This window comes from Dickeya poaceiphila, assembly GCF_007858975.2.
GTDB lineage: Bacteria > Pseudomonadota > Gammaproteobacteria > Enterobacterales > Enterobacteriaceae > Dickeya > Dickeya poaceiphila.
In genome coordinates this window covers 2,336,631-2,360,866 of record NZ_CP042220.2, presented here as the reverse complement: position 1 = coordinate 2,360,866, position 24,236 = coordinate 2,336,631, and the positions used below count along the sequence as shown (strand labels likewise).

The 24,236-nt window shown below is 52.8% G+C and carries 21 protein-coding genes, 1 pseudogene and 1 other annotated feature; of the genes and pseudogenes, 11 read left to right on the top strand and 11 right to left on the bottom strand.

Going from position 1 to position 24,236, the window contains the following annotated elements; translation table 11 throughout:
- Positions 1-361: 361 nt before the first annotated feature.
- Positions 362-2,128, bottom strand: a complete 1,767-nt coding sequence (gene ycaO / locus Dpoa569_RS10495) for a 30S ribosomal protein S12 methylthiotransferase accessory factor YcaO (RefSeq protein ID WP_042870233.1) — start codon at positions 2,126-2,128, stop codon at positions 362-364.
- A gap of 264 nt (positions 2,129-2,392) precedes the next feature.
- Here ycaO and serC point away from each other — a divergent pair, with 264 nt between their 5' ends.
- The 5 genes from serC to ihfB all read left to right on the top strand — a co-directional run bounded on the left by serC (position 2,393) and on the right by ihfB (position 7,904).
- On the top strand, positions 2,393-3,478 hold the full coding sequence (gene serC / locus Dpoa569_RS10490) for a 3-phosphoserine/phosphohydroxythreonine transaminase (RefSeq protein WP_042870235.1): 1,086 nt from the start codon (positions 2,393-2,395) through the stop codon (positions 3,476-3,478).
- A 98-nt stretch (positions 3,479-3,576) separates the two neighbouring features.
- On the top strand, positions 3,577-4,866 hold the full coding sequence (gene aroA, locus Dpoa569_RS10485; RefSeq protein WP_042873891.1) for a 3-phosphoshikimate 1-carboxyvinyltransferase: 1,290 nt from the start codon (positions 3,577-3,579) through the stop codon (positions 4,864-4,866).
- Between the two features lie 193 nt (positions 4,867-5,059).
- The gene (gene cmk, locus Dpoa569_RS10480; RefSeq protein WP_042870237.1) at positions 5,060-5,746 is read left to right on the top strand and encodes a (d)CMP kinase; all 687 of its coding nucleotides are present in this window, start codon (positions 5,060-5,062) and stop codon (positions 5,744-5,746) included.
- A gap of 106 nt (positions 5,747-5,852) precedes the next feature.
- Entirely contained in the window at positions 5,853-7,526 is a 1,674-nt protein-coding gene (gene rpsA / locus Dpoa569_RS10475; protein WP_042873892.1) for a 30S ribosomal protein S1, read from the top strand.
- Positions 7,527-7,619: 93 nt separating this feature from the next.
- Positions 7,620-7,904 carry an integration host factor subunit beta gene (gene ihfB / locus Dpoa569_RS10470; RefSeq protein ID WP_042870239.1) on the top strand — a complete coding sequence of 95 codons (285 nt, stop codon included), beginning with the start codon at positions 7,620-7,622 and terminating at the stop codon, positions 7,902-7,904.
- A gap of 137 nt (positions 7,905-8,041) precedes the next feature.
- Here ihfB and hisIE read toward each other — a convergent pair whose 3' ends face one another.
- Genes hisIE through hisG form a run of 8 tightly spaced genes read right to left on the bottom strand, consistent with a single transcriptional unit; the run spans position 8,042 to position 15,105 of the window.
- Positions 8,042-8,656, bottom strand: a complete 615-nt coding sequence (gene hisIE / locus Dpoa569_RS10465; protein ID WP_042870241.1) for a bifunctional phosphoribosyl-AMP cyclohydrolase/phosphoribosyl-ATP diphosphatase HisIE — start codon at positions 8,654-8,656, stop codon at positions 8,042-8,044.
- Positions 8,650-9,426: an imidazole glycerol phosphate synthase subunit HisF gene (gene hisF, locus Dpoa569_RS10460; RefSeq protein WP_042870243.1), complete on the bottom strand. Its 777-nt coding sequence runs from the start codon at positions 9,424-9,426 to the stop codon at positions 8,650-8,652. The genes hisIE and hisF overlap by 7 nt, the downstream gene beginning before the upstream one ends.
- Positions 9,408-10,145, bottom strand: coding sequence for a 1-(5-phosphoribosyl)-5-[(5-phosphoribosylamino)methylideneamino]imidazole-4-carboxamide isomerase (gene hisA, locus Dpoa569_RS10455; RefSeq protein ID WP_042870245.1), 738 nt, complete (start codon positions 10,143-10,145; stop codon positions 9,408-9,410). The genes hisF and hisA overlap by 19 nt, the downstream gene beginning before the upstream one ends.
- 6 nt (positions 10,146-10,151) lie before the next feature.
- Positions 10,152-10,742 carry an imidazole glycerol phosphate synthase subunit HisH gene (hisH, locus tag Dpoa569_RS10450; protein WP_042870247.1) on the bottom strand — a complete coding sequence of 197 codons (591 nt, stop codon included), beginning with the start codon at positions 10,740-10,742 and terminating at the stop codon, positions 10,152-10,154.
- Entirely contained in the window at positions 10,742-11,809 is a 1,068-nt protein-coding gene (hisB, locus tag Dpoa569_RS10445; protein ID WP_042870249.1) for a bifunctional histidinol-phosphatase/imidazoleglycerol-phosphate dehydratase HisB, read from the bottom strand. The genes hisH and hisB overlap by 1 nt, the downstream gene beginning before the upstream one ends.
- A 14-nt stretch (positions 11,810-11,823) precedes the next feature.
- Positions 11,824-12,894 carry a histidinol-phosphate transaminase gene (gene hisC, locus Dpoa569_RS10440; protein ID WP_042870252.1) on the bottom strand — a complete coding sequence of 357 codons (1,071 nt, stop codon included), beginning with the start codon at positions 12,892-12,894 and terminating at the stop codon, positions 11,824-11,826.
- Positions 12,891-14,201, bottom strand: a complete 1,311-nt coding sequence (gene hisD, locus Dpoa569_RS10435; RefSeq protein ID WP_042870253.1) for a histidinol dehydrogenase — start codon at positions 14,199-14,201, stop codon at positions 12,891-12,893. Before hisD ends, hisC begins: the two co-directional genes overlap by 4 nt.
- A gap of 4 nt (positions 14,202-14,205) precedes the next feature.
- Positions 14,206-15,105 (bottom strand): ATP phosphoribosyltransferase, encoded by a 900-nt coding sequence (hisG, locus tag Dpoa569_RS10430; RefSeq protein WP_042870255.1) that lies wholly within the window; start codon positions 15,103-15,105, stop codon positions 14,206-14,208.
- Positions 15,106-15,167: 62 nt separating this feature from the next.
- Positions 15,168-15,291, bottom strand: a sequence feature (His leader region).
- A 236-nt stretch (positions 15,292-15,527) separates the two neighbouring features.
- Between hisG and Dpoa569_RS10425 the strand changes: the two genes are divergently transcribed.
- The gene (locus Dpoa569_RS10425) at positions 15,528-16,349 is read left to right on the top strand and encodes an SDR family oxidoreductase (protein ID WP_042870257.1); all 822 of its coding nucleotides are present in this window, start codon (positions 15,528-15,530) and stop codon (positions 16,347-16,349) included.
- 397 nt (positions 16,350-16,746) lie between these two features.
- On the opposite strand, the gene Dpoa569_RS10420 is transcribed toward Dpoa569_RS10425, so the two are convergent.
- Both Dpoa569_RS10420 and Dpoa569_RS10415 read right to left on the bottom strand, forming a co-directional pair.
- Positions 16,747-17,472, bottom strand: a complete 726-nt coding sequence (locus Dpoa569_RS10420; protein WP_042870259.1) for a response regulator — start codon at positions 17,470-17,472, stop codon at positions 16,747-16,749.
- A pseudogene (locus Dpoa569_RS10415) lies at positions 17,444-19,092 on the bottom strand (ATP-binding protein). The gene Dpoa569_RS10420 and the pseudogene Dpoa569_RS10415 overlap by 29 nt, the downstream one beginning before the upstream one ends.
- Before the next feature lie 428 nt (positions 19,093-19,520).
- Between Dpoa569_RS10415 and Dpoa569_RS10410 the strand changes: the two are divergent.
- The 5 genes from Dpoa569_RS10410 (at position 19,521) to citE (ending at position 24,196) form a co-directional block, all read left to right on the top strand.
- The gene (locus tag Dpoa569_RS10410; protein ID WP_042870261.1) at positions 19,521-20,888 is read left to right on the top strand and encodes a 2-hydroxycarboxylate transporter family protein; all 1,368 of its coding nucleotides are present in this window, start codon (positions 19,521-19,523) and stop codon (positions 20,886-20,888) included.
- A gap of 64 nt (positions 20,889-20,952) precedes the next feature.
- Positions 20,953-21,837, top strand: a complete 885-nt coding sequence (locus Dpoa569_RS10405; protein ID WP_042870262.1) for a fumarylacetoacetate hydrolase family protein — start codon at positions 20,953-20,955, stop codon at positions 21,835-21,837.
- Positions 21,838-21,930: 93 nt separating this feature from the next.
- Positions 21,931-22,980: a [citrate (pro-3S)-lyase] ligase gene (gene citC / locus Dpoa569_RS10400; protein WP_146411316.1), complete on the top strand. Its 1,050-nt coding sequence runs from the start codon at positions 21,931-21,933 to the stop codon at positions 22,978-22,980.
- Between the two features lie 32 nt (positions 22,981-23,012).
- Positions 23,013-23,303: a citrate lyase acyl carrier protein gene (gene citD, locus Dpoa569_RS10395; RefSeq protein ID WP_042869845.1), complete on the top strand. Its 291-nt coding sequence runs from the start codon at positions 23,013-23,015 to the stop codon at positions 23,301-23,303.
- Positions 23,303-24,196: a citrate (pro-3S)-lyase subunit beta gene (gene citE, locus Dpoa569_RS10390; RefSeq protein ID WP_042869847.1), complete on the top strand. Its 894-nt coding sequence runs from the start codon at positions 23,303-23,305 to the stop codon at positions 24,194-24,196. The genes citD and citE overlap by 1 nt, the downstream gene beginning before the upstream one ends.
- Positions 24,197-24,236: the final 40 nt, after the last annotated feature.

Sequence of the window (24,236 nt, the reverse complement as noted above, 5' to 3'; positions counted from 1 at the left end):
TATATAATTGATTTTAAATAAAAAAATATTTTTTAAAAATTATAAAAACAGTTGAAAACAGAATGAGTCTGGCATGTTTTAAGTTAAATAAAATAAGCTTTTGTAGTATTATTTCACTTCGGTTTTATGTTATTTAATTTATTTTTCACCATTCGGTAACAATAATGCCTTTATAAAAATAAATATTAGCGGTGATGTAATATACCCATATAGAAACAAGGGATAACTATGAAATTCGGTAATATTAGATAGTCGATTCGATGATGACAGTATACAGAACGCAGTGCATGTAAACGTTAAATCGTTTAATAGTGTGGTATCCCGGATGACGTAATAGTCATCCGGCTAACTGCTACAAAGCTTATTTTTTTACCTGCCAGTGCTTGCGCTTAGCGCGTTGCAATTTTTCATAAGCTGCCAATAACGACTGATGGGCAGGCAACGCTTTCAGGTCAGTATCCACTGTGAACAAGCCATAGAAGCACTGCTCACCGGAAATAGCGGCGCTTGCCGTCTCCACTGCATCCTGTCCATACATGCGCACGAAAGCATCATAGTATTGCGCGGGGTCGAGCTCAGGTTCCAGAGCCAGTTGCAGCAGCGTTTGTAGACAGCGGTAATAATTACTGCGTGCTGGTGAAAAGACAGACTGATTGAAATCCAGCGACCACTCCGCCCAGCTTAACGCCTGCTCCAGATCGCCGCCAGCCAGCGCCAGCATGGATTTCAGTTCGCCAATACGTAGTGTAAACCAGCCATTATCTTTGCCGGTTGCGATCCCCAGCAACTCGCGCACACGGGTAAAGTCATCCAATCCTTCATCATCAAGTTGCTGCAGCAGGGCCAGATAATCTTCTTTTTCCCATTGGCTGTCTGGTAAGGATAACAGTGTTTCGCGTAGATGCGCTCCCATGCTGTTGTTCGCCAGCAGCAGGTCCTCTGCCGGGTAGATGTCCGACATGCCAGGCACCAGAATGCGGCAGGCGTACACTGACAGATGCTCGTAATCTGCGATATACACCTCTTTGTCTTCTTTATCGAAGATTGCCATCAGCGTCGCAAATTCCTGCTCGGTCGTGCCGCTGAAATCCCAGTCGGCGAAGGCATAGTCTGGCTGGTTTTTGAACAGGTCCCAGGAGATTAGACCGCTGGAATCGATAAAATGGGTTTCCAGATTGGTGTGTTCGGCAACTTCCTCATTATCGAATGTCGGCGGCGTGAACACGTCCAGATCTTTCAGTCCACGGCCTTGCAACAGTTCGGTGACGGTACGTTCCAGCGCGACGCCAAAATCCGGATGTGCGCCAAACGATGCAAAACAGGTGCCATTGGCCGGGTTGAGCAGCACTACGCAGATAACTGGGTAGTGGCCGCCGAGAGAAGCGTCATAAGCAAAGATCGGGAAACCTTCCTGTTCCAGCGTAGCAATCGCTTCCACCACGCCTGGGTAACGTGATAACACTTCAGCCGGGATCGACGGCAGGCTGATGGCTTCAGCGATAATGCGATTCTTCACATAGCGTTCGAATACTTCTGACAGCCCCTGAACACGCGCTTCATTGCGGGTATTGCCTGCCGACATGCCGTTCGACACGTACAAATTACCGATGATGTTCATCGGGATATAAACCGTCTGCTGATCGGACTGCCGGGTAAACGGTAGAGCGCAGATGCCGCGGCTGTGGTTGCCTGATTGCAGATCAATAAGGTCGCTGGCGACAAGCTGTTGGTCCGGGTCATAGAAGGCGTGCAGACGGGTATCCAGTATACCTTCCGGCAGGCTGTCATCTTCGGGAAGTGGGAACCACTTCTCGTCGGGATAATGCACGAATTCGCTTTCGGCGATCTGTTGGCCCAGATAGAAGTCGGCAAAAAAGTAGTTGGTGGACAGCCGTTCGAAGTATTCACCCAGTGCCGAAGCCAGTGCGGCTTTCCGGGTCGCACCTTTACCATTGGTGAAACACAAGGCGCAATCGCGGTCACGAATATGTACCGACCAGACGTTGGGCACCGGATTCAGCCAGGATGCTTCTTCGATGTTGAACCCCAGGTCGAGGAGCTGTTGTTGAAAACGGGCGATGGAATCTTCCAGGGCGGCGTCTTTGCCTGGGATAAACGTTTGGGTCATGGTTCGAACCTGAATGTGTTATGAGGAGGCTGCATCATACGTGGTTTTGTGTACCGACTCTATCCTGCATGTTGCGTATTGCGTGGTGCTTCCCGACGACAATGTAACAGATGTATCGCCTGGGACGATAACAGGCGGACAAGAGCGCAAGTTTTCAGACATCAGGGGTGATAAGCATTGCAGGCAGGAAAGACGAATGATAAAACCGATGGCAGGGTAAACGGATGCGACGAGACAAGTCGCTTTGATATGTGGTGAGGGGAAATGACTCAGGTTTTTAATTTTAGTGCTGGTCCAGCTATGTTACCGGTAGAAGTGTTGCGTCGTGCAGAACAAGAACTATGCAACTGGCATGGGCTGGGTACATCGGTAATGGAAATCAGCCACCGTAGTAAAGAGTTTATGCAAGTGGCCAGTGAATCTGAGCAGGATTTGCGCGACTTACTGAAAATCCCCTCGAATTACAAAGTATTGTTTTGCCATGGCGGCGCGCGCGCTCAGTTTGCTGCAGTGCCGCTCAATTTGCTGGGTGACAATAATAAAGCTGATTATATCGATGGCGGTTACTGGGCATACAGCGCCGTCAAGGAAGCTGAGAAATATCTCACCCCCAATGTTATTGATGTGAAAACCCGTGTTGATGGGCTGCGTGGCATAAAACCGATGCGCGAGTGGGCGTTGTCCGATGATGCTGCTTATGTACATTATTGCCCGAATGAGACTATTGACGGTCTGGCTATCGAAGAAGATCCTAATTTTGGTGATAAAATCGTGGTGGCGGATTATTCATCCAGTATTTTGTCCCGACCGCTGGATGTGAGTCGTTACGGGGTGATTTATGCGGGCGCGCAGAAAAATGTGGGGCCAGCCGGCCTGACCCTGGTCATTGTGCGAGATGACCTCATCGGTAAAGCACGCCGCGAACTGCCGTCTATTCTGGATTATAAGCTTCTGGCTGATAACGATTCTATGTTCAACACGCCGCCGACCTTTGCCTGGTATCTGTCCGGTATGGTGTTTAAGTGGTTGAAAGAGCAAGGCGGCCTGCTGGAGATTGAAAAACGCAATCAGGCCAAGGCTGAGCTGTTGTATGCCACTATCGATGGCAGCGATTTTTATCGTAATGATGTTGTTCAGTCCAGCCGTTCTCGTATGAATGTGCCGTTCCAATTGGCAGATGCTGCATTAGACCCGATATTCCTGCAGGAAGCTCAGGCGGCTGGCCTGCACGCGTTGAAAGGCCACCGTGTTGTAGGCGGTATGCGTGCGTCCATTTATAACGCTATGCCGCTGGATGGCGTAAAAGCATTGACGGAGTTCATGGCCGATTTTGAGCGTCGCCACGGCTGATAAATTGATAAATATAGCGCGCTAATGTGCTGTTTCTGATTTAAACCCCGGTTATCTGGCCGGGGTTTTTGTGTTAACTCTTGGAGAACATGTTTCACATGCAGGAATCCCTGACCCTACAACCGATCTCATTTATTAACGGTACAATCAATTTGCCGGGTTCTAAAAGTGTTTCTAATCGCGCGTTACTATTAGCGGCACTGGCAAAAGGTACCACGCACCTTACCAATCTGCTCGATAGCGACGATGTTCGCCATATGCTCAATGCACTAAGTGCATTAGGCGTTGAATATCGCTTGTCGGCCAGTCGTACCGAGTGCGAAATCGTCGGTATGGGAGGGGCATTGACGGCGTCTGCGCCGCTGGAACTGTTTTTGGGGAATGCGGGGACGGCGATGCGTCCGCTTGCAGCAGCGTTGTGCCTGGCAGATGGCGATATCGTATTGACCGGTGAACCTAGAATGAAAGAGCGCCCGATTGGTCATTTGGTCGATGCGTTGCGTCAAGGGGGAGCTGGTATCGATTATCTGGAGCAGGAAAACTATCCGCCGTTGCGCCTGAAGGGTGGTTTTCAGGGTGGAGAGATAAGTGTAGACGGCTCGGTATCAAGCCAGTTTCTTACCGCCCTGTTAATGACGGCGCCGTTGGCTAAACAGGATACTCGCATCAGCATTAAGGGCGATCTGGTTTCCAAACCTTACATCGATATTACCCTGCACATGATGAAGACATTCGGCATCATGGTGACTAATAACGATTACCAGACTTTTATGGTTGCGGGTAATCAGCATTACCAATCACCGGGGCATTATCTGGTGGAAGGTGATGCATCCTCCGCTTCTTATTTTCTGGCGGCTGCCGCTATTCGGGGAGGAACGGTACGCGTGACCGGTGTCGGTCGTCACAGTGTGCAAGGTGATATCCGCTTTGCTGATGTGCTGGAGAAAATGGGGGCACAGGTTCGTTGGGGAGCAGACTATATTGAGTGCCAGCGTGGAGAACTTCACGCTATTGATATGGACATGAATCATATCCCCGATGCGGCAATGACCATCGCTACTGCCGCGCTGTTTGCCAAAGGGGGGACAACGACGCTGCGCAACATCTACAACTGGCGTGTAAAAGAAACTGATCGTCTGGCGGCTATGGCAACGGAACTGCGTAAGGTCGGTGCTGAGGTAGAAGAAGGGCATGACTACATTCGCATTACGCCACCGGCGCAACTGAAAGCGGCTGAGATTGGTACTTACAATGATCATCGCATGGCGATGTGCTTCTCGCTGGTGGCGTTATCTGATACGCCGGTTACCATCCTTGATCCTAAATGTACTGCTAAAACGTTTCCAGACTATTTCCAGCAATTGGAACGCCTGAGCCAGCGCAATTAATTTGCTGACGCACAGGGTAATGAGACAGCTCTGTGCGATATTTTTTTAGCGTTATACTCTGGGTATTACAACATTTTCCCGATTTTCTGCAGTAATAAGCCTTTAATCTCACGCTTACTGCCACAAAAGGGTATAATGACCCGGTATATTGTCTGTAATAAGACATGCATTTCCTGGTTTTGAGGAGTGAGAAATGGCGGTGACTGAACCGGTAATTACGGTTGACGGGCCCGGTGGCGCAGGTAAGGGAACCTTGTGCAAGGCGCTGGCAAATGCGTTGCAGTGGAATCTGCTGGATTCGGGCGCGATTTATCGCGTGCTGGCATTGGCGGCGTTGCACCATCAGGTGGATATTGCATCTGAGGAAGCGTTGGTCCCAATTGCGTCGCACCTTGATGTGCGATTTGTTCCAGAAGACGGGCAACTGAAAGTGATTCTGGAAGGTGAGGATGTCAGCAATGAGATTCGAACCCAGGAAGTAGGCAATACGGCATCCCAGGCAGCGGTATTTCCACGAGTGCGTGAAGCGTTGCTGCGTCGCCAGCGTGCGTTTCGAGATGCACCTGGGTTAATTGCCGATGGGCGAGATATGGGAACGGTGGTATTTCCGGATGCGCCGGTGAAGATATTTTTGGATGCCAGTGCGGAGGAACGCGCCAAACGTCGTATGCTTCAGTTGCAGGCGAAGGGCTTTAATGTTAACTTTGAACGTCTTTTGTCCGAGATTAAAGAGCGTGATGACCGTGACCGGAATCGTGCGGTTGCGCCTTTGGTGCCTGCACCGGATGCGCTGGTGCTGGATTCCACGAACATGACGCTGGACGAAGTGGTCGAGTTAGCGCTGGCGTATGTTCGCCAGATATTGCCTCAATCGGCCTGATTTCTGTTTTTTTACCCCGCCGCAAGGATGCTGTGGGGATGTGAAACAACCCCATCGAGCAGGAAGCCAGATGGACGTTAAATTTAAAAACCCAAAGATTATCAACATGACTGAATCTTTTGCTCAACTCTTTGAAGAATCCCTGAAAGAAATCGAAACCCGCCCAGGTTCCATTGTTCGTGGCGTTGTGGTTGCCATTGATAAGGATGTTGTCCTGGTTGATGCCGGCCTGAAATCTGAATCTGCCATTCCGGTAGAACAGTTTAAAAACGCGCAGGGTGAAATTGAAATCCAGGTTGGTGATGAAGTAGACGTAGCTCTGGACGCGGTAGAAGACGGCTTCGGTGAAACCCTGCTGTCTCGTGAGAAGGCTAAACGTCACGAAGCATGGCTGATGCTGGAAAAAGCTTACGAAGAAGCTGCTACTGTTACCGGTGTTATCAACGGTAAAGTAAAAGGTGGTTTCACCGTTGAGCTGAACGGTATCCGTGCGTTCCTGCCAGGTTCTCTGGTAGATGTTCGTCCGGTACGTGACACCCTGCATCTGGAAGGCAAAGAGCTTGAGTTCAAAGTTATCAAGCTGGACCAGAAACGCAATAACGTCGTTGTTTCTCGTCGTGCTGTTATCGAATCTGAAAACAGTGCTGAACGCGACCAACTGCTGGAAAACCTGCAGGAAGGTATGGAAGTCAAAGGTATCGTCAAGAACCTCACTGACTACGGCGCATTCGTTGACCTGGGCGGCGTTGACGGCCTGCTGCACATCACCGATATGGCCTGGAAACGCGTTAAGCATCCGAGCGAAATCGTCAATGTTGGCGATGAAATCACTGTCAAAGTGCTGAAATTTGATCGCGAGCGTACCCGTGTTTCCCTGGGTCTGAAGCAACTGGGCGAAGATCCGTGGGTAGCTATCGCTAAACGTTACCCGGAAGGCACCAAGCTGACTGGCCGCGTAACCAACCTGACTGATTATGGCTGCTTCGTAGAAATCGAAGAAGGCGTTGAAGGTCTGGTGCACGTTTCCGAAATGGATTGGACCAACAAAAACATCCATCCGTCCAAAGTGGTTAACGTGGGTGATGTGGTGGAAGTTATGGTTCTGGATATCGACGAAGAACGTCGCCGTATCTCTCTGGGCCTGAAACAGTGCAAAGCCAATCCGTGGCAGCAGTTTGCTGAAACCCACAACAAGGGTGACCGCGTAGAAGGTAAGATCAAGTCTATTACTGACTTCGGTATCTTCATCGGTCTGGATGGCGGCATTGATGGTCTGGTGCACCTGTCCGACATCTCCTGGAACGTGGCTGGCGAAGAAGCCGTTCGCGAATACAAGAAAGGTGACGAAATCGCTGCTGTTGTTCTGCAGGTTGACGCAGAGCGTGAACGTATCTCCCTGGGCGTGAAACAGCTGGCTGAAGACCCGTTCAACAACTACCTGTCTGTTAACAAAAAAGGTGCAATTGTTACAGGTAAAGTCACTGCAGTTGATGCCAAAGGTGCTACAGTTGAATTAGCTGATGGCGTTGAAGGTTATCTGCGTGCTTCTGAAGCCTCTCGTGACCGCATCGAAGACGCAACGCTGGTTCTGAGCGTAGGTGACGAGATCGAAGCTAAATACACTGGCGTTGATCGTAAAAACCGCGTTGTCAGCTTGTCCATCCGTGCCAAGGATGAAGCTGATGAGAAAGATGCTATTGCTTCTGTTAACAACAAACAGGAAGAAAGCAACTTCTCTAACGCCATGGCGGAAGCTTTCAAAGCTGCAAAAGGCGAGTAATGACGGTGGGTTGGGCAGCTCTCTCGCTTGCTGCCCAACCTCAAACGGTAGTAAGTTAACGTGGCATTAACTGACCACATGCTTGGAGGAATCATGACCAAGTCTGAACTTATCGAAAGACTTGCTGGACAGCAATCTCATATCCCGGCCAAGGTGGTTGAGGATGCGGTGAAAGAGATGCTGGAACAGATGGCCACAACACTGGCCAGCGGTGATCGCATCGAAATCCGTGGGTTTGGCAGTTTTTCACTCCACTACCGTGCGCCGCGCTTAGGCCGTAATCCGAAAACTGGTGAGAAAGTGGAACTGGAAGGCAAATATGTTCCTCATTTCAAACCGGGTAAAGAGCTACGTGACCGCGCCAACATTTATGGTTGATTAGTCAGCCGTAACGCCTGTTTTATAGATAGCACCCATTTGGGTGCTATTTTTTGTCTATAGAAAACCCACAGTCAGGTTTAAAGGTTTCTATAGACAAAAAACCGCTTTACCGGTGATAAAGCGGGCAGGACGGGTTATTTCGTGTGACGTGCTTTCAGACGCTGAATGATAGTGCCTAAATCCAGTTCCTGATCCTGCAATAGCACCAGAAGGTGATAGACCAAATCAGAGGCTTCATTGGTCAATTCTTCCCGGTCATGCACAGTGGCGGCCAGCGCGGTTTCCAACCCTTCTTCACCAACCTTCTGGGCGATGCGCTTGGTGCCGCTGGCGTACAGCTGTGCGGTATAGGAACTGGCCGGGTCGGCATTCTTACGCTCCGCAAGAAGCTGCTCTAACTGATATAAGAACTGCCACTGTGTCTCTGCCGGGTGGAAACAGCTATTGTTGCCCAGATGACAGGTTGGGCCGATTGGGTTGACCAGAATCAGCAGCGTGTCGTTATCACAATCCGGCGTAATGGATACCACGTTGAGGAAATGACCGGAAGATTCGCCTTTGGTCCATAAACGCTGTTTGGTACGGGAGTAAAACGTGACCTTCCCGCTTTTTTCCGTGACCTGTAGCGCCTCCTGATTCATGTAGCCCAGCATCAGCACCTCACCGGAAACCGCATGTTGTACGATGGCGGGCATCATGCCATCGGTTTTTTGCCAGTCGAGTTGGCTTCGTTGTTGTTCGGTTAACACACCCGGATCTCCACGCCTTGTTGCTTAAGGAACTGTTTGAGTTCGCCAATATTGATGATTTGCTTGTGGAATACCGACGCGGCCAGCGCGCCGTCCACCCCGGCATCCTGAAACGCCTCAAAGAAGTGTTGCATGGTGCCTGCACCGCCGGACGCGATCAATGGAACCTGACAGACATCGCGTACCTGTCGTAGTTGCGTCAGATCATAGCCGTTACGTACGCCGTCCTGATTCATCATGTTCAGTACAATTTCACCAGCGCCGCGTTTCTGCACTTCCTGCACCCAGTCAAGAGTTTCCCACTGTGTAACACGGGTACGTTTTTCATCGCCGGTGTATTGATTGACATGATAACGACCGGTTTCGGCGTCGTGCCAGGTATCGATACCAACGACAATGCATTGTACGCCATAGCGATCAGCCAGACGTGAAATCAGATCCGGATCTGCAAGTGCTGGTGAGTTGATGGAGATTTTATCCGCCCCGAAAGAGAGGATTTGCCCGGCGTCTTCCACGCTTTTGATGCCGCCGGCAACGCAGAATGGAATGTCGATCACTTCCGCTACACGGGACACCCAGCTTTTATCCACCACCCGACCATCAGATGACGCGGTGATATCGTAAAACACCAGCTCATCCGCGCCTTCCTGTGCGTAACGCTGCGCCAACGGTACGATATCGCCAATAATTTCATGATTACGGAACTGCACGCCCTTCACAACCTGACCGTCGCGCACGTCCAGACAAGGGATTATCCGTTTTGCCAGCATGAAATCGCCTCCGTCACGTTGAATTTACCTTCCAGCAAGGCCCGACCAACAATCACGCCTTGTACGCCGCTACTGCGTAGGGCGGCGATATCCGCCAGCGAACCAATGCCGCCGGACGCCTGAAATGCCACCTGCGGATAGCGGGTGCTGATTTCACGGTACAGTTCGACGTTAGAACCCTGCAATGTGCCGTCGCGGGAGATATCAGTACAGAGCACGTGTTTGAGGCCGAAGCGCAGGTAGCTTTCTACGGTTTGCTCCAGTGTGATACCGGAATTTTCCTGCCAGCCGCTGATAGCGATGTTTTTCACGCCGTCTGCGTCAATACGCACATCCAGAGCCAATACCAATGCATCCGCACCATAGCGGGTGAACCATTGTTGTACTTGCTCCGGCTGTTTTACTGCGGTGGAACCAATCACCACACGGCTGGCGCCAGCCGCCAACAATGCCTCGACATCCTGCTCGGTACGGATACCGCCGCCGACCTGTACCGGTACGGAAACTCCTGCCAGCAGTGTTTTAAGCAATGGAATCTGGCGTGCCGCCGGATCTTTGGCCCCGGTCAAATCTACCAGATGCAACACCTGCGCGCCTTGCTGCTGATAGTCTTGCAAGCGGGGCAGCGGGTCACTGCCGTACTGGCGCTGTTGACCATAATCACCCTGATGCAAACGGACCACCTGTCCATCAATCAGGTCTAATGCGGGAATAATCATGTCCGTTTACATCTCCAGAAAATTCTTTAGTAGCTGCGCGCCTGCCGCACCGGAGCGTTCCGGATGGAACTGGACGCCATAGAAGTTATCTTTCTGCACCGCGGCGGTAAACGCATCGCCATAGTGGGATTGGGCAATGGTATTGGCGCACACCGGCATAGCGTAACTGTGCACAAAATAAAAGTACGAGCCATCTGGAATATCGCGGAACAAGCGGTGACCAGCCTGCGGTGTGACCTGATTCCAGCCCATGTGCGGCAGAGGCAGGCCGCGGTCTGCCATCTGTACGACCGGTGTATCGATAATCCCTAATGTGTCGATACCGCCGGTTTCGTCGCTGCGGCTACCCAGCAACTGCATCCCCAGGCAGATGCCCAGCACCGGCTGGGTACAGGCTTTTATCAGGCTGATTAACTGACGCTCGGCCAATAGATCCATCGCTGCTTGTGCGGTACCGACGCCCGGCAGAAACAGTTTATCGGCGCGTAATACCACTTCCGGTTCGCGGCTGACCAGTGGATCGTAGCCCAGTCGCTTGACCGCATACCTCACGGATGACAGGTTGGCGCAGCCGGTATCCAGAATCACTACGTTCATCACAGCACTCCTTTGGAACTGGGCAGGGTATCGCCCTCCACTCGGATAGCCTGACGCAGTGCACGGCCAAACACCTTGAACAGACTTTCGACACGATGATGATCGTTACGCCCTTTGGTTTTCAGGTGCAGGGTACAGCCCATCGCGTAGGAGAGGGAACGAAAGAAGTGTTCCACCATTTCGGTACTGAGATCACCGACGCGTTGATAGTTGAACTCTGCCTTATATTCCAGATGCGGACGGCCAGAGATATCAAGTGCGCAGCGCGCGAGACATTCATCCATCGGCAGCACAAAGCCAAAGCGGCCAATGCCGCGTTTGTCTCCCAGCGCGTTGTTTAACGCTTCACCCAGCGCCAGCCCGGTATCTTCTACCGTGTGGTGATCGTCGATATACAGATCGCCTTTTACGTCGATGTTGAGGCGAAAACCGCCGTGGGTAGCAATCTGGTCCAGCATGTGGTCGAAAAAGCCGACTCCGGTATGGATCTTGCTGCCGCCTTCGCGGTCCAGCCAGACATTGACATCAATAGCGGTTTCACGCGTTACACGGTTGACATGGGCGTGACGATCGCGTTTGGTCAATTGGGCGGTAATCGCCTGCCAGTTGAGGCTATCTCGTTGATAACGCAGGCCGGTGATGCCCATGTTTTGCGCCAGTTGAATATCGGTTTCTCGGTCGCCAATCACAAAACTGTTGGCGCTATCCATCACGTTGTCTTTCAGGAAAGCGTCTACCAACGCGGTTTTCGGTTTGCGACAGTCACAGTTGTCGCCAGGGAAGTGCGGACAAATCAGCACTCGTTCGAAGCGAATGCCTTGCGATGTAAAAATCTGCATCATCAGGTTGTGTGGCGGGTCGAAATCTTCCTGTGGGAAGCTGCTGGTGCCCAACCCATCCTGATTAGTGATCATCACCAGCTTGAAACCGGCTTTTTGCAGAGTAAGCAGCGACGGAATAACATCCGGTTCTAAAGCCAGCTTATCCAGCCGGTCAACCTGATAGTCTTCGGGCGGTTCGGCAATCAGCGTGCCGTCACGGTCAATAAAAAGATACTTTAATCCCACGGTGATTCCTCTAATTATGCTGTTTTACCTGACAATGCCTGTAGCGCACTGATGACACGTTCGCACTCGTAACGGGTGCCGATAGAAATACGCAGACAACCTGCCAGCCCCGGCTGTTTGTTCTGATCACGTAAAATGATGCCTTGATCCCACAAGGACTTGAAGACTGCTGGCGAATCAGCAAAGCGCACCAGCAGGTAATTGCTTTCACTGGCGTATACCGTTTCCACGTTCGGTAGCGTTTTCAGCGAGTCACTTAGCCAGCGGCGATTTTCACTGAGTTCGGCCACATTGCGTCGCATGGTCGCGATGCCGTCTTCACTCAGAGCCTGTGCGGCGATATCCGCGACCGGCAGCGCCAGTGGGTAGGGGGCGATCACTTTCAACAGCAGTTGGATAACCTCGGCACTGGCGAGAGTAAAACCGCAGCGCAGACCAGCTAACGCGAAAGCCTTGGACAGGGTACGCAACACCACCTGATGCGGATAGTGGGCCAGCCAGCCAGTTGTCGTCGCCTGTGGACAAAACTCAATATAGGCTTCGTCGATAGCGACGATAGCGCGGTCACGCGCCAGCTCCAGCAATCGACGTAAATCGTCTGGATTGATCAGATTACCGGTCGGATTGTTAGGTGAACAGACATAAATCACCTTGACGTTATCCAGCGCGCCTTCAATAGCCGCTAAATCCAGTTGCCAGTCGGTAGTTGCCGACACAATACGACGCTCCACACCCAACGTTTCCGCGCTGACGGCGTACATACCGTAAGTCGGCGGACAGAACATAATGGCATCTTTACCCGGTTCGCAGAACGCACGGATTAATAGCTCGATACCCTCATCGGCACCGCGGCTGACCAGCACCTGTTCCGGTGCAACACCGGCGTACGCCGCATAACGTTCAATGACCTGTGCAGGTTGGCATTCCGGATAACGGTTGAGCGTCTGTAAAGTAAGCTGATAGTTCGGCGCTTGCGGATACTCGTTGGCGTTTAACCATACGTCACCTTTTCCTCCCAAACGACGAGCAGACTGATACGGGGTCAGGCGGCGGACGTTATCACGAGCCAGATTCTCAATACTCATGCTTGCTCCTTGAGGGCATTGACGCGCAGGGTGACGGCGTTTTTGTGGGCGGTCAGTTGTTCGGCCTGTGCCATGATTTCGATGGTTGATGCCAGCCCCAGCAAACCTTGTGGCGACAGCTGTTGTACCGTCATGCGTTTCTGGAAATCAGCCAACCCCAGACTAGAGTAGGTGGCAGTGTAACCGTAGGTCGGCAGCACATGATTGGTGCCGGACGCGTAGTCGCCAGCAGATTCCGGTGACCAGTCACCCAAAAATACTGAACCAGCGCTGGTGATGCGATCAACCAGCGTTTCGGCATTACGTGTCTGGATAATCAGGTGCTCCGGGCCGTATTGATTACTGATATCAATGCACTGGTCCAGATCGCGTGCGACGATAACCCGGCTACTGGACAGCGCCTGACGGGCAATGTCAGCGCGGGATAACGTGGTCAACTGGCGTTCTACCGCGTCGATGACCGCCTGCGCCATGTCCGCATCCGGCGTCAGCAGGATAACTTGTGAATCCGGGCCGTGCTCCGCCTGCGACAGCAGGTCTGAGGCGACGAAATCCGGCGTGGCACCGCTGTCGGCGATCACCAGCACTTCGGACGGACCGGCTGGCATGTCTATGGCTGCGCCGTCGAGCAACTGACTAACCTGACGCTTAGCTTCGGTGACATAAGCGTTACCGGGGCCGAAAATCTTATCCACCTTCGGCACGCTGTCGGTGCCAAACGCCATGGCGGCAATCGCTTGTGCGCCACCTAACTGGAAGACTTCTTGTACACCGCACAATTTTGCTGCATACAAAATTTCGTCGGCGATGGGCGGCGGTGAACACAGAATCACGCGCTGACATTCGGCGATACGTGCCGGGGTTGCCAGCATCAATACGGTGGAGAGCAGCGGAGCGGAACCGCCGGGAATATACAGCCCCACGTTGGCAATCGGGCGGGTTACCTGCTGGCAACGTACGCCGGGTTGGGTTTCTACGCTGACTGGCGGAAATTTTTGTGCGTTGTGAAAGGTTTCAATGTTGCGCACGGCGGTCGCCATGGCCTGTTTAATGTCATCGCCCAGCCGTGCAACGGCGGCGTCAATGGCTTCGGCTGATACACGCAAGCTATCGACTTGCACCTTGTCAAAGCGGGCGCTGTACTCACGCAGCGCGGCATCGCCATCGTTACGTACCTTTGCCAGAATCTCTGCGACAATCGCGCTGATGCTATCGGAGGCGGAGATAGCCGGGCGGGTCAGCAACTGACGTTGTTTCTCTTCAGTGCAGGCTTGCCAGTCAATTAGGGTGTTGAAGCGGTTGCTCATGGCATTACTCCATCATCTTTTCAATCGGCAGCACCAGAATAGAGCTGGCGCCCAGCACCTTCAGTTTTTCCATGGTTTCCCAGAACAGGGTTTCGCTGCTGACCATGTGCATAGCGACGCGGTTTTGGTCGCCAGCCAGCGGCAGGATGGTGGGACGTTCCGCGCCTGGCAACAGCGCGATAATTTCATCCAGACGTTCACTGGGCGCGTGCAACATGATGTATTTGGATTCGCGTGCCTGAATCACGCCCTGCATACGGGTTAACAGTTTGTCGATCAACTGCTGCTTCTCGGCTGGCATCTCGCCGTCACGTTGAATCAGGCAGGCTTTGGAACGATAAATCACTTCCACTTCACGCAGACCATTGGCTTCGAGCGTCGCGCCGGTGGAAACCAGATCGCAGATAGCGTCAGCAAGACCGGCGCGCGGCGCGACTTCCACTGAGCCGTTAAGCAGGCAGGATTTGAAGTTAACACCGTGTTTATCGAGGTACTGTTTGAGCAGGTGCGGATAGGATGTGGCGATACGTTTGTTTTGCAGACATTGCGGACCGGTGTATTCCTCATCAAGCGGCATTGCCAGCGACAAGCGACAACCACCAAAATCCAGCCGGCGCAGCGTGAAATAGCGTGGATCTTCGCCTTGAGCGCGACGGTTAAGCAACTCTTCTTCCAGCACGTTTTCACCGATGATACCTAAATCGACCACGCCATCCATCACCAGCCCCGGAATATCGTCATCGCGTACGCGCAGAATATCGATAGGCATGTTTTCGGCAAACGCAATCAGGCGCTGCTGATGCAGGTTGATTTTGATGCCGCAGCGGGCCAGTAGTTCCCGTGAGTCGTCGCTCAGGCGGCCTGATTTCTGCATTGCGATACGTAAACGTGTTTTATCCAGCATGTGAACCTCAATTTATCCTGTCTGTGATGCCTGTTAAGCAGGCTTTTTAAAATTCCCGGCCCAAAAAAAAGCCCCCGGAATCGATCTTCCGGGGGCTTTTCTTACGCGTCTACCGCCACTGGAAGATTCTGAGTGTCTTCCAGCACCTATCGCCTGAAAGACTAATCAGGGTGATGGTGATGATGGTGGTTAATGTTGACACGTAACATGAATTCGTCTCTTTATCGTAAAATACAAAGTGATGTTGCCTGCCGGTTAACCTAAACCATGTTGATGTGATAGTGCAACATTTTTTTACCCACAGTGTATAAATCACATTACCGCCAGATGGGCGATAAGGGTACATAATGAAAAGCACAGAGTATTGAACGCACAGAGTATTGAACCGGGGATATCTACGCTGGGGAGTCAGGAGAACAACGATGAAAAAGGTATCGATAATCGGGCTTGGCTGGCTGGGGATGCCGCTGGCGTTGGCGTTACAGAACCGCGGGTATCAAGTGGTCGGCAGCAAAAGCACTGATGATGGGGTAACCGCAGCACAGTTGTCGGGAGTGGAGTGTTATCGACTGTCGCTGACGCCGGAATTAGAGTGCGAACCTGATGAGTTGGATCTCTTGCTGAATGTGGATGCGTTGATTATCACCTTGCCGCCAGGGCGACTTGAGCGCGCGGGCGGTACTTATCTGCAGGCGGTACAGCAGGTGGTCGATAGCGCATTGGCTCATGGGGTGCCGCGCATTATGTACACCAGTTCCATTTCGGTTTACGGTTCGGTCAGCGGTCGGGTGAAAGAAAGTAGTCCGTTACAGCCAGAAACCGGTACAGGTAAGGTTTTACTGGCGCTTGAGCAATGGTTGCACGCACTGCCGCATACCGAAGTGGATATTTTGCGGCTGGCCGGGCTGGTAGGAAATAACCGTCATCCGGGACGTTTTCTTGCCGGGCGTCGAGATCTTCCGGATGGCAGTCATGGTGTGAATCTGGTCCATTTGGAAGATGTGATCAGTGCTATCGCGCTGTTGCTACAGCGTCCACACGGTGGTCACCTCTACAATTTGTGCGCATCGGGACATCCGGCTAAACAGGATTTTTATCCGGAACAGGCGCGCCAGATGAGGCTGGAGCCGCCGCAATTTCTGTCGGGCGACCCGGCGCAGGCCAGATTGATCGACGGGCAGCGGATTTGTAGTGAACTAGGGTTTGAGTATCAGCATCCGGACCCGATGACCATGGTGTTTTAGGATGTAACGGCGGCAGCTGACTGGATTATCGGCTTAGCATGGTGGATGTAAAAACATGGTGGATGTAAAAACGGCCCGCCAGTAGTGGGCCGTACGTGAAGATAACGTCAAAACGATTAAGTCAGTGCGTTTAGAAAGAAGCCCAATCGTCTTGGATATGTAGTTGTATTTTGCGGTATGGCTGTTTTTTACGCTGTAAGGCTGCTATTTTGGAGAAATGCCTAATCAGGCTTAGACCGTTGACTGAATCTGGCATCCTCAAACGTGCGGTGCCTGTAGCATTATGCTGGCTACTAACGCTCTCGGAATCGAACGATGCCCGATAGCTACAGAGGAGCCATGCCGGCGAGTGGCAGCCGACAGGCTTAAGGAAAAGAATAGGGTAGCTGAGCGTGTGTCAGTCCAGATGTTTTTTACGATACAGACGCCGGGGATGTCCAATCTTGCCGTAACGCATCTCTACATCCAGAAACTGGTTTTCAAGCCCGTATTCCAGATAACGTCGGGCAGTGGTTTTACTCAGTCCAGTTTTCTCCACGACCTCATCCACGGAAAACAGCGTTTCCGGTTGGTTCTGAAAAATCTGTTTGATCAGACTGAGTGTGTTCTCTTCAATACCTTTACTACCGGGGCCATTAGGCACAGTGGACGCCTGCAATTGGTAGAGCACGTCCACGTTCTGCTGATCAACGACTTTGTAGGTATATTGGGTTTTGACAAATTGGATAAACCGTTCAAGCGATGAGCGCAAGCGAGGGTACGATACTGGCTTGATGATGTAATCAAAGGCTCCACACCGAATAGCTTGCGCACAGGTGTTCATGTCACTGGCGGCGGTAATGAAAATGACCGAACAATTAATACTGCGCATCAGGTCGCTTTCAATAAGTTGAACGCCTTCACCGTCCGGCAGGTAGTTGTCCAACAGCATCAATCGGGGTCGGTACTGCTGCAACATGCGTTTGGCTTCGTTCAGGGTTGAGGCGATGCCCACTACTCGCAGCGCAAAGTTTTTCTCAATAAATTCTGCGTGGATATTTGCCAGCTTTCTTTCATCTTCGACGATCAGAATGTCGAAATTTTCAATAGGTCGTTCAGTCGGCATGGTGCTCGCAATCGACATGATACTCGTATTCCCTGGTTTTGGTTATATGGTGGTTTTTGGAATAAAAATAGAAAAAATAGCGCCGTAAGGCGAATTGTCAGAAACTTCGATCACACCCTGAGCCTGACTGACATAATTGGCAACCAAATACAGGCCCAACCCGTGATCGCCTTCCTGTTTGCTGGTGACGCCCATTTCAAATACCCGATCTGCAAGGGCCGGGTCAATCCCTGTACCCTGATCAGCGACTTCAATGACCAATTCCTGTTCGCCATCGTGTATATATACTTCAACAGGATAGTAGGTACGGGTACTGGCAAGTGTGGCCTCTACTGCATTATCGATTAAATTCCCAATAATTGACATCAGCTCTGTTTCATTGAGCGAGGCGGGGATACTGTTGAGCTGACAGCGCGGATCAAAGTGTAGTTCTATGCCTTTTTCACGGGCGCTGGCGTATTTGCCAAGCAGCAGTCCACAAAGCGCCGGTGAACAGAATCGACTGGAGATGAAATCAAGAACCACCTGCGCCCCTTCGGACTGCGCTTCAATGTAGCGTACTGCTTCATCATAGCGACGCAGGTGCAGCAACCCAGCCAGCGTGGCAGTCCAGTTTAGTTGTTCGTGTCGCAAAATGCGCAGGCTGTTGGCATAGCGTTTGACCTGACTGAGTTGCATACTCAGGGTGTGAATATCGTTCTTGTCGCGAAAACTGATCACCCAGCCCTGTAGTTCATCTTCCAGCATAATGCGTACGCGACTGGCAATCACCGTGATGTGGTTGAAACGGCAGATCTCGTCATGGGTGTCGGTTGTCCATATCTCTTCACTGGAGAAAAAGGAGACAGGTGTAATCACCTCGTCGATTAGTTTGCCGCGCAGTTGATATGAGGGCGTCACCAGACCCAGCAGATCTTTGGCCGCATGGTTGATAACCGCAATGTTGCGTTGCTTATCGATGGCAATAACACCTTCATAAATAGATTCCAGTAGCGCTTTTTGTTGCCGCACCAGCAGCCGGATTTCCAGTGGTTCCAGCCCGAACATCTGTTTTTTCAAATTACGGGAGAACCACAAGGAAAAGAAGAATAGGGCAACCAGCATAGCGACGATAGCAAGGCCAACATGAGCAGCTTTGCTAAGTGTCAGGTTGTCGATGTGCTTTTTCAGATATCCTACCGATACGATACCGATGACCTGATCGCCTGCCATGATCGGTGCCTTGCTGCGCAGTGAGGTACCAATAGCCCCACGCCGTAGGGTGATAGTGCTTTGCCCCTCTAATACCTCTTTATTATCGCCGCCGATCATGTCGGTACCGAGCAATGACGGTTCTTCCGAATGATACAGATGGGTGGCGTTGCGATCACCGATGACGATAAAGCTGGCGTCGCTGCGCGCCTTGATTTGATCGACCAGGTCGTCGATGGTGGCGGTGTCGCGGTGTTTTACTGCCTCGATAAGCGAAGGGATAATTGCGATTTCACGCGCCTGAATCTGTGCCCGGCTACCCAATTCGTCATAAAGCTGCTGATCTACCGCCCGATAGTAGTAAAGCCCTACAGTGATAAGCAGCAGAGAAAAAAAGATCATCAGGTAGATGAACAGCTTGAGATGGAACGATAGTCTGACAGTCATAATGTGCTAATCACCGGTAGACCGATTGAATCGGAGGTGGCTAATTTATCATGAATGGCGTAAAAGTAAGGGGATAAAAAATGGTCTTGTGAAGCGTTTCGCGCAGATTGTGAAAATAGTATTCTCTTTTCTGTTATTTTAAATAAGGTGTAAATAAAGCGTCACGCATAATAGACATCTTAATTACTTTTTATCAACATATGTCTATTCTTATTTAAATAAGAGCCTTTCGCACCATAGAAACCATAAAAACCACGAAAAACCTTCCAAAATGAAATTATTTAATTATTTGAAAATAAATAAGAAAATAATTAAAACCATAAAAACCATAAGTGCCATTAAAACTCATTTTTTAATTTGAGAGTTGTCACATAATAACGGTCGTTGACCTCTTAATATACCCTGGAAAATAACGAGGGGAGAAGGTTATGAGTACCACTGATGATTCTTATATTGTTGTAAAAGATGAGACCTCTGGGAAGGCTTCATTAAAAGAAAAATGGTGGCACATTCTGGATAACTACAAAATTGGTGTTATTCCTGTGCCGCTGTTTATCCTGGCTGGGCTGTTGATTGCTCTGGATTGTCTGGAAGGCAAACTGCCTAGCGATATCGTAGTGATGGTCGCCACGTTGGCATTCTTTGGTTTTGCCTGTGGCGAATTTGGTAAGCGTTTACCGTTTATCGGCAAGATGGGGGCTGCTGCTATTTGCGCCACCTTTATCCCGTCTGCGCTGGTTTACTACGGACTGCTGCCACAGGTGGTTGTGGACGCCACGACCAAATTCTATAAATCCACCAACATCCTGTATCTGTATATCTGTTGCATCATCGTCGGCAGCATCATGAGTATGAACCGCCAGACGCTGATTCAGGGCTTCCTGCGTATTTTCTTCCCCATGTTGTGCGGTGAAGTGGTAGGTATGCTGGTTGGTATGGGCGTTGGCATTATGCTGGGTATGGATCCGTTCCAGATTTTCTTCTTCCTGGTACTGCCGATCATGGCTGGTGGTGTAGGTGAAGGGGCGATCCCGCTTTCTATTGGTTACGCCACACTGCTGCATATGGAACAGGGCGTCGCGCTGGGCCGTATCCTGCCGATTGTGATGCTGGGCAGTCTGACCGCCATCATCATCGCGGGTGTTCTGAACCAACTGGGTAAACGTTATCCGCATCTGACTGGTGAAGGCGAACTGATGCCGAATAAGGCGAACAGCACTGAACAGGCGCCAGCTACACTGACCACCGCAGTAAGCGGCAAGATGGATCCGACCAATATGGCTGCGGGTGCGTTGCTGGCTGTTCTGCTGTACATGATCGGTATGTTGGGTCACAAGCTGATCGGTCTGCCGGCACCGGTGGGTATGCTGTTCGCTGCTGTAATCGTGAAGCTGCTTAATGGTGCTTCGCCTCGCCTGCTGGAAGGTTCACAGGTGGTTTACAAATTCTTCCAGACATCAGTGACCTATCCAATTTTGTTTGCTGTTGGTGTGGCGATCACCCCTTGGGAAGAACTGGTACATGCGTTCACTATTACTAACCTGCTGGTGATTGTGTCCACTGTGGTGGCACTGGTTACCACCGGTTTCTTTGTTGGCAAGAAAATCGGTATGCATCCGATTGATGTTGCCATCATCTCCTGCTGCCAGAGCGGGCAGGGCGGTACCGGCGATGTGGCTATCCTCACTGCCGGCAACCGTATGGTACTGATGCCGTTCGCTCAGATTGCTACCCGTATCGGTGGTGCAATCAACGTCTCCGTGGCCTTGCTGGTACTCGGCAAGTTCCTGGTGTGACGGTGTATGACAAAAAACAAATAACGCCGCGTTAGCACGCGGCCTTATTTAAACGGGAAAGATTATGAAACTTGCAAGTTACCGCCATCAGGGCAAAAACAGTTACGGGATCCATACGCCTGCGGGTCTGATTGATTTGGGCAGCCGCCTCGGCAACCGTTACCCGGACCTGAAGGCGTTGCTGGCGGGCGATGCGCTCCATGACGCCGCCGCCTTCCAGACCGAAACCCCGGATGTGGCCGTGGCCGACGTGACCTTCCTGCCGGTGATTGTGGCGCCATCCAAAATCCTGTGCGTCGGCATGAACTATGCCGACAAACGCAAGGAATTCAACGAACAGAACCCGGCCCCGACGCTGTTTGTGCGCTTCGCCGACTCGCAGACCGGTCACGGCACCCAGGTGCTCAAGCCGCACTACTCCAGCGAGTTCGACTATGAAGGCGAACTGGCGGTCATCATCGGCAAAAACGGTCAGAACATCAGCCGTGACGAGGCGCTGTCGTTTGTCGCCGGCTACAGCTGCTACATGGACGGCTCCGCCCGTGACTGGCAGCACAGCTGGTTTACCGCCGGCAAGAACTGGCAGAAGACCGGCGCATTCGGGCCGTACCTCACCACCCGTGACGAAATTCCGGACCCGCACGCCCTGGCCATCCGCACCTACCTGAACGGTCACATGGTGCAGGACGACAACACCGCCAGCATGATCCACAAGGTGGCGGACCTGATCGAATACATCAGCACTTTCACCGCGCTGAGCGCCGGCGACGTCATCATCACCGGGTCGCCGGGGGGCGTGGGCAAGAAACGCACGCCGCCGCTGTTTATGAAGCCGGGCGACAGCATTGAAGTGGAAATCGAAAACGTGGGCCACCTGCGCAACACCATTGGTGAAGCCGCCCAGCCGGTGAAAGCATCACGTGCGGTTCCTGCCGCCGTGGAACACTGACGGGTATCGCCTCCGGCTTGCCGGAGGCGTCGCTCCAAGATTCTATGTGGTACAGCAGACGACTTTGCTACAGCAAAAAGCAGGATAACCGTTATGTACGCCGATGACGATGAGAGTGTTACGTTTGCCACGCTGGATGTTCGCCTTCCTTCCTCTGAACTGACTGAGATTACCGACCTGCTGGCGATGTGCCAGCTGGGCATGGACAGGGATGTCGAATTTTTTGTGGCAGGCAGGCATAACGGCAGGCTGGTGGCCTGTGCCGGGCTGTGTGCCACTACCATCAAGTGTGTGGCGGTGGCGCCCGACTACCGCGAGCTTAACCTGGGGGTGAAGGTGGTGAACGAGGTGGTGCAGTTTGCCGCCGCCCGCGGCCAGTTCCATCTGTTTCTCTACACCCGCCCCTGCAACACCGCGGTGTTCCGCGGCTGCGGCTTCTACCCGCTGGCCTGCTATGACGACCAGGCGGTGCTGATGGAGAACACCCCCATCGGCATCCGGCAGTATTGCCAGTCGCTGGCAGCCGAGGCCAGACCGGGCCGGGACATCGGCGCCATCGTGATGAACGCCAACCCGTTTACGCTGGGGCACCGCTATCTGGCCGAGCAGGCCGCCGGCGCCTGTGACTGGCTGCATATCTTCGTGGTGCGGGAGGACGTCTCCTTTTTCCCGTTCACCGAGCGCCTGGAGATGGTGCGTCAGGGCGTGGCCCATATCCCGAACCTGACGGTGCACGCCGGGTCGGAGTACATGATCTCCAGGGCCACCTTTCCGGGCTATTTCCTGAAGGAAGAGACACTGGTGACCCAGGCCCATGCGGCGCTGGATCTGATCATCTTTCGCCAGTATATCGCCCCGGCGCTCGGCATCACCCGGCGCTTTGTCGGCACCGAGCCGTTCTGCCCGGTGACCAACCGGTACAACCAGGATATGCACCACTGGCTGGAGCAGGCCACGCAGGTGGCCGCCCCGGCGCTGGAGGTGGTGGAAATTGAGCGCACTCGTCAGCATTCCGGCCTGGCGATTTCCGCCTCCGAGGTGCGCCGGTTACTGAAGCAGCGCCAGTTCGACCCCATCCGCGAGATTGTCCCGGCAACCACGTTCGTGCATCTACAGCGCTATGGCGAACTCGCCTGCGCGTGATGTGTATTTAATGTATTAGGCAGGTAAACAACATGAAAATAATCAAGGAGGCCCTGGCGGGCACCTTTGAATCCAGTGATCTGCTGGTCAAGGTGGCGCCGGCGGAAGGCCAGCTGACCGTGGTGATCAACAGCGAGGTCATCAAACAGTTCGGCGCCCAAATCACCCAGGTGGTGAACGACACCCTGGCGGCGCTGGGGGTGAAGGCCGGCACCATCGTGGTGGACGACAAGGGCGCGCTGGACTGCGTGATCCGCGCGCGGGTACAGAGTGCGGTGCTGCGGGCCGCCGGTGTTGACGAGATTGACTGGGAGAAACTGTAATGAGCGCCACGACTCAGCCGAAAAAACTGCGCCGCAGCATGTTGTTCCTGCCGGGCGCGAATGCCGCCATGCTGTCCAACGCCTTTATCTACCGGCCTGACTCCATCATGTTCGACCTGGAGGATGCGGTGTCGCTGCGCGAGAAAGATACCGCGCGGCTGCTGGTGTACCATGCGCTGCAGCACCCGATGTACCGGGACATTGAAACCGTGGTGCGCATCAACCAGCTCAACACCCCGTTCGGTCTGAAGGATCTGGAAGCGGCGGTGCGGGGCGGGGTGGATGTGATTCGTCTGCCGAAAACCGATTCCACCGCGGATGTCGATGAACTGGAGCACCACCTGGTGCGCATCGAAAAGGCGTGCGGGCGTGAAGTCGGCTCCACCCGCATCATGGCGGCCATCGAGTCGGCGATCGGGGTGATCAACGCGGTGTCCATCGCCCGTTCGTCCGGGCGGATGATCGGGATTGCGCTGGCGGCCTTCGACTACGTGATGGACATGCAGACCGAGCGCGGTGACGGTACCGAGCTGTTCTACGCCCGCTGCGCGGTGCTGCACGCGGCGCGCGCCGCAGGTATCGATGCGTTTGACGTGGTGTACTCCAACGTCAACGACGAGGCGGGCTTCCTGAAGGAAGTGGAGCTGATCCGCGGACTGGGCTTTAACGGCAAGTCGCTGATCAACCCGCGGCAGATTGAACTGCTGCACAACGCCTACGCGCCGACCCAGGACGAGGTGGACTACGCCCATCTGGTGATCAAGGCGGCGGAAGAGGGCGAGCGCGCCGGGCTGGGGGTGATTTCGCTGAACGGAAAAATGATCGACAGCCCGATAATCGACCACGCCCGTCGGGTGGTGGAGCGCGCGCTGGCGTCGGGCGTACGCCGGTAGGTCGCCGCAGGGTAAAGCACGTTTTCCGCGCGGGCCGGCG

What these genes read in the sequence shown, in the direction of transcription:
- aroA (WP_042873891.1), top strand. Translation starts at nt 3,577, where the DNA reads ATGCAGGAATCCCTGACCCTACAACCGATCTCATTTATTAACGGTACA.
- citC (WP_146411316.1), top strand. Translation starts at nt 21,931, where the DNA reads ATGTACGCCGATGACGATGAGAGTGTTACGTTTGCCACGCTGGATGTT.
- serC (WP_042870235.1), top strand. Translation starts at nt 2,393, where the DNA reads ATGACTCAGGTTTTTAATTTTAGTGCTGGTCCAGCTATGTTACCGGTA.
- ihfB (WP_042870239.1), top strand. Translation starts at nt 7,620, where the DNA reads ATGACCAAGTCTGAACTTATCGAAAGACTTGCTGGACAGCAATCTCAT.
- ycaO (WP_042870233.1), bottom strand. Translation starts at nt 2,128, where the DNA reads ATGACCCAAACGTTTATCCCAGGCAAAGACGCCGCCCTGGAAGATTCC.
- Dpoa569_RS10410 (WP_042870261.1), top strand. Translation starts at nt 19,521, where the DNA reads ATGAGTACCACTGATGATTCTTATATTGTTGTAAAAGATGAGACCTCT.
- citD (WP_042869845.1), top strand. Translation starts at nt 23,013, where the DNA reads ATGAAAATAATCAAGGAGGCCCTGGCGGGCACCTTTGAATCCAGTGAT.
- citE (WP_042869847.1), top strand. Translation starts at nt 23,303, where the DNA reads ATGAGCGCCACGACTCAGCCGAAAAAACTGCGCCGCAGCATGTTGTTC.
- hisD (WP_042870253.1), bottom strand. Translation starts at nt 14,201, where the DNA reads ATGAGCAACCGCTTCAACACCCTAATTGACTGGCAAGCCTGCACTGAA.
- cmk (WP_042870237.1), top strand. Translation starts at nt 5,060, where the DNA reads ATGGCGGTGACTGAACCGGTAATTACGGTTGACGGGCCCGGTGGCGCA.
- rpsA (WP_042873892.1), top strand. Translation starts at nt 5,853, where the DNA reads ATGACTGAATCTTTTGCTCAACTCTTTGAAGAATCCCTGAAAGAAATC.
- hisA (WP_042870245.1), bottom strand. Translation starts at nt 10,145, where the DNA reads ATGATTATTCCCGCATTAGACCTGATTGATGGACAGGTGGTCCGTTTG.
- hisF (WP_042870243.1), bottom strand. Translation starts at nt 9,426, where the DNA reads ATGCTGGCAAAACGGATAATCCCTTGTCTGGACGTGCGCGACGGTCAG.
- hisC (WP_042870252.1), bottom strand. Translation starts at nt 12,894, where the DNA reads ATGAGTATTGAGAATCTGGCTCGTGATAACGTCCGCCGCCTGACCCCG.
- hisG (WP_042870255.1), bottom strand. Translation starts at nt 15,105, where the DNA reads ATGCTGGATAAAACACGTTTACGTATCGCAATGCAGAAATCAGGCCGC.
- Dpoa569_RS10425 (WP_042870257.1), top strand. Translation starts at nt 15,528, where the DNA reads ATGAAAAAGGTATCGATAATCGGGCTTGGCTGGCTGGGGATGCCGCTG.
- Dpoa569_RS10405 (WP_042870262.1), top strand. Translation starts at nt 20,953, where the DNA reads ATGAAACTTGCAAGTTACCGCCATCAGGGCAAAAACAGTTACGGGATC.
- Dpoa569_RS10420 (WP_042870259.1), bottom strand. Translation starts at nt 17,472, where the DNA reads ATGTCGATTGCGAGCACCATGCCGACTGAACGACCTATTGAAAATTTC.
- hisH (WP_042870247.1), bottom strand. Translation starts at nt 10,742, where the DNA reads ATGAACGTAGTGATTCTGGATACCGGCTGCGCCAACCTGTCATCCGTG.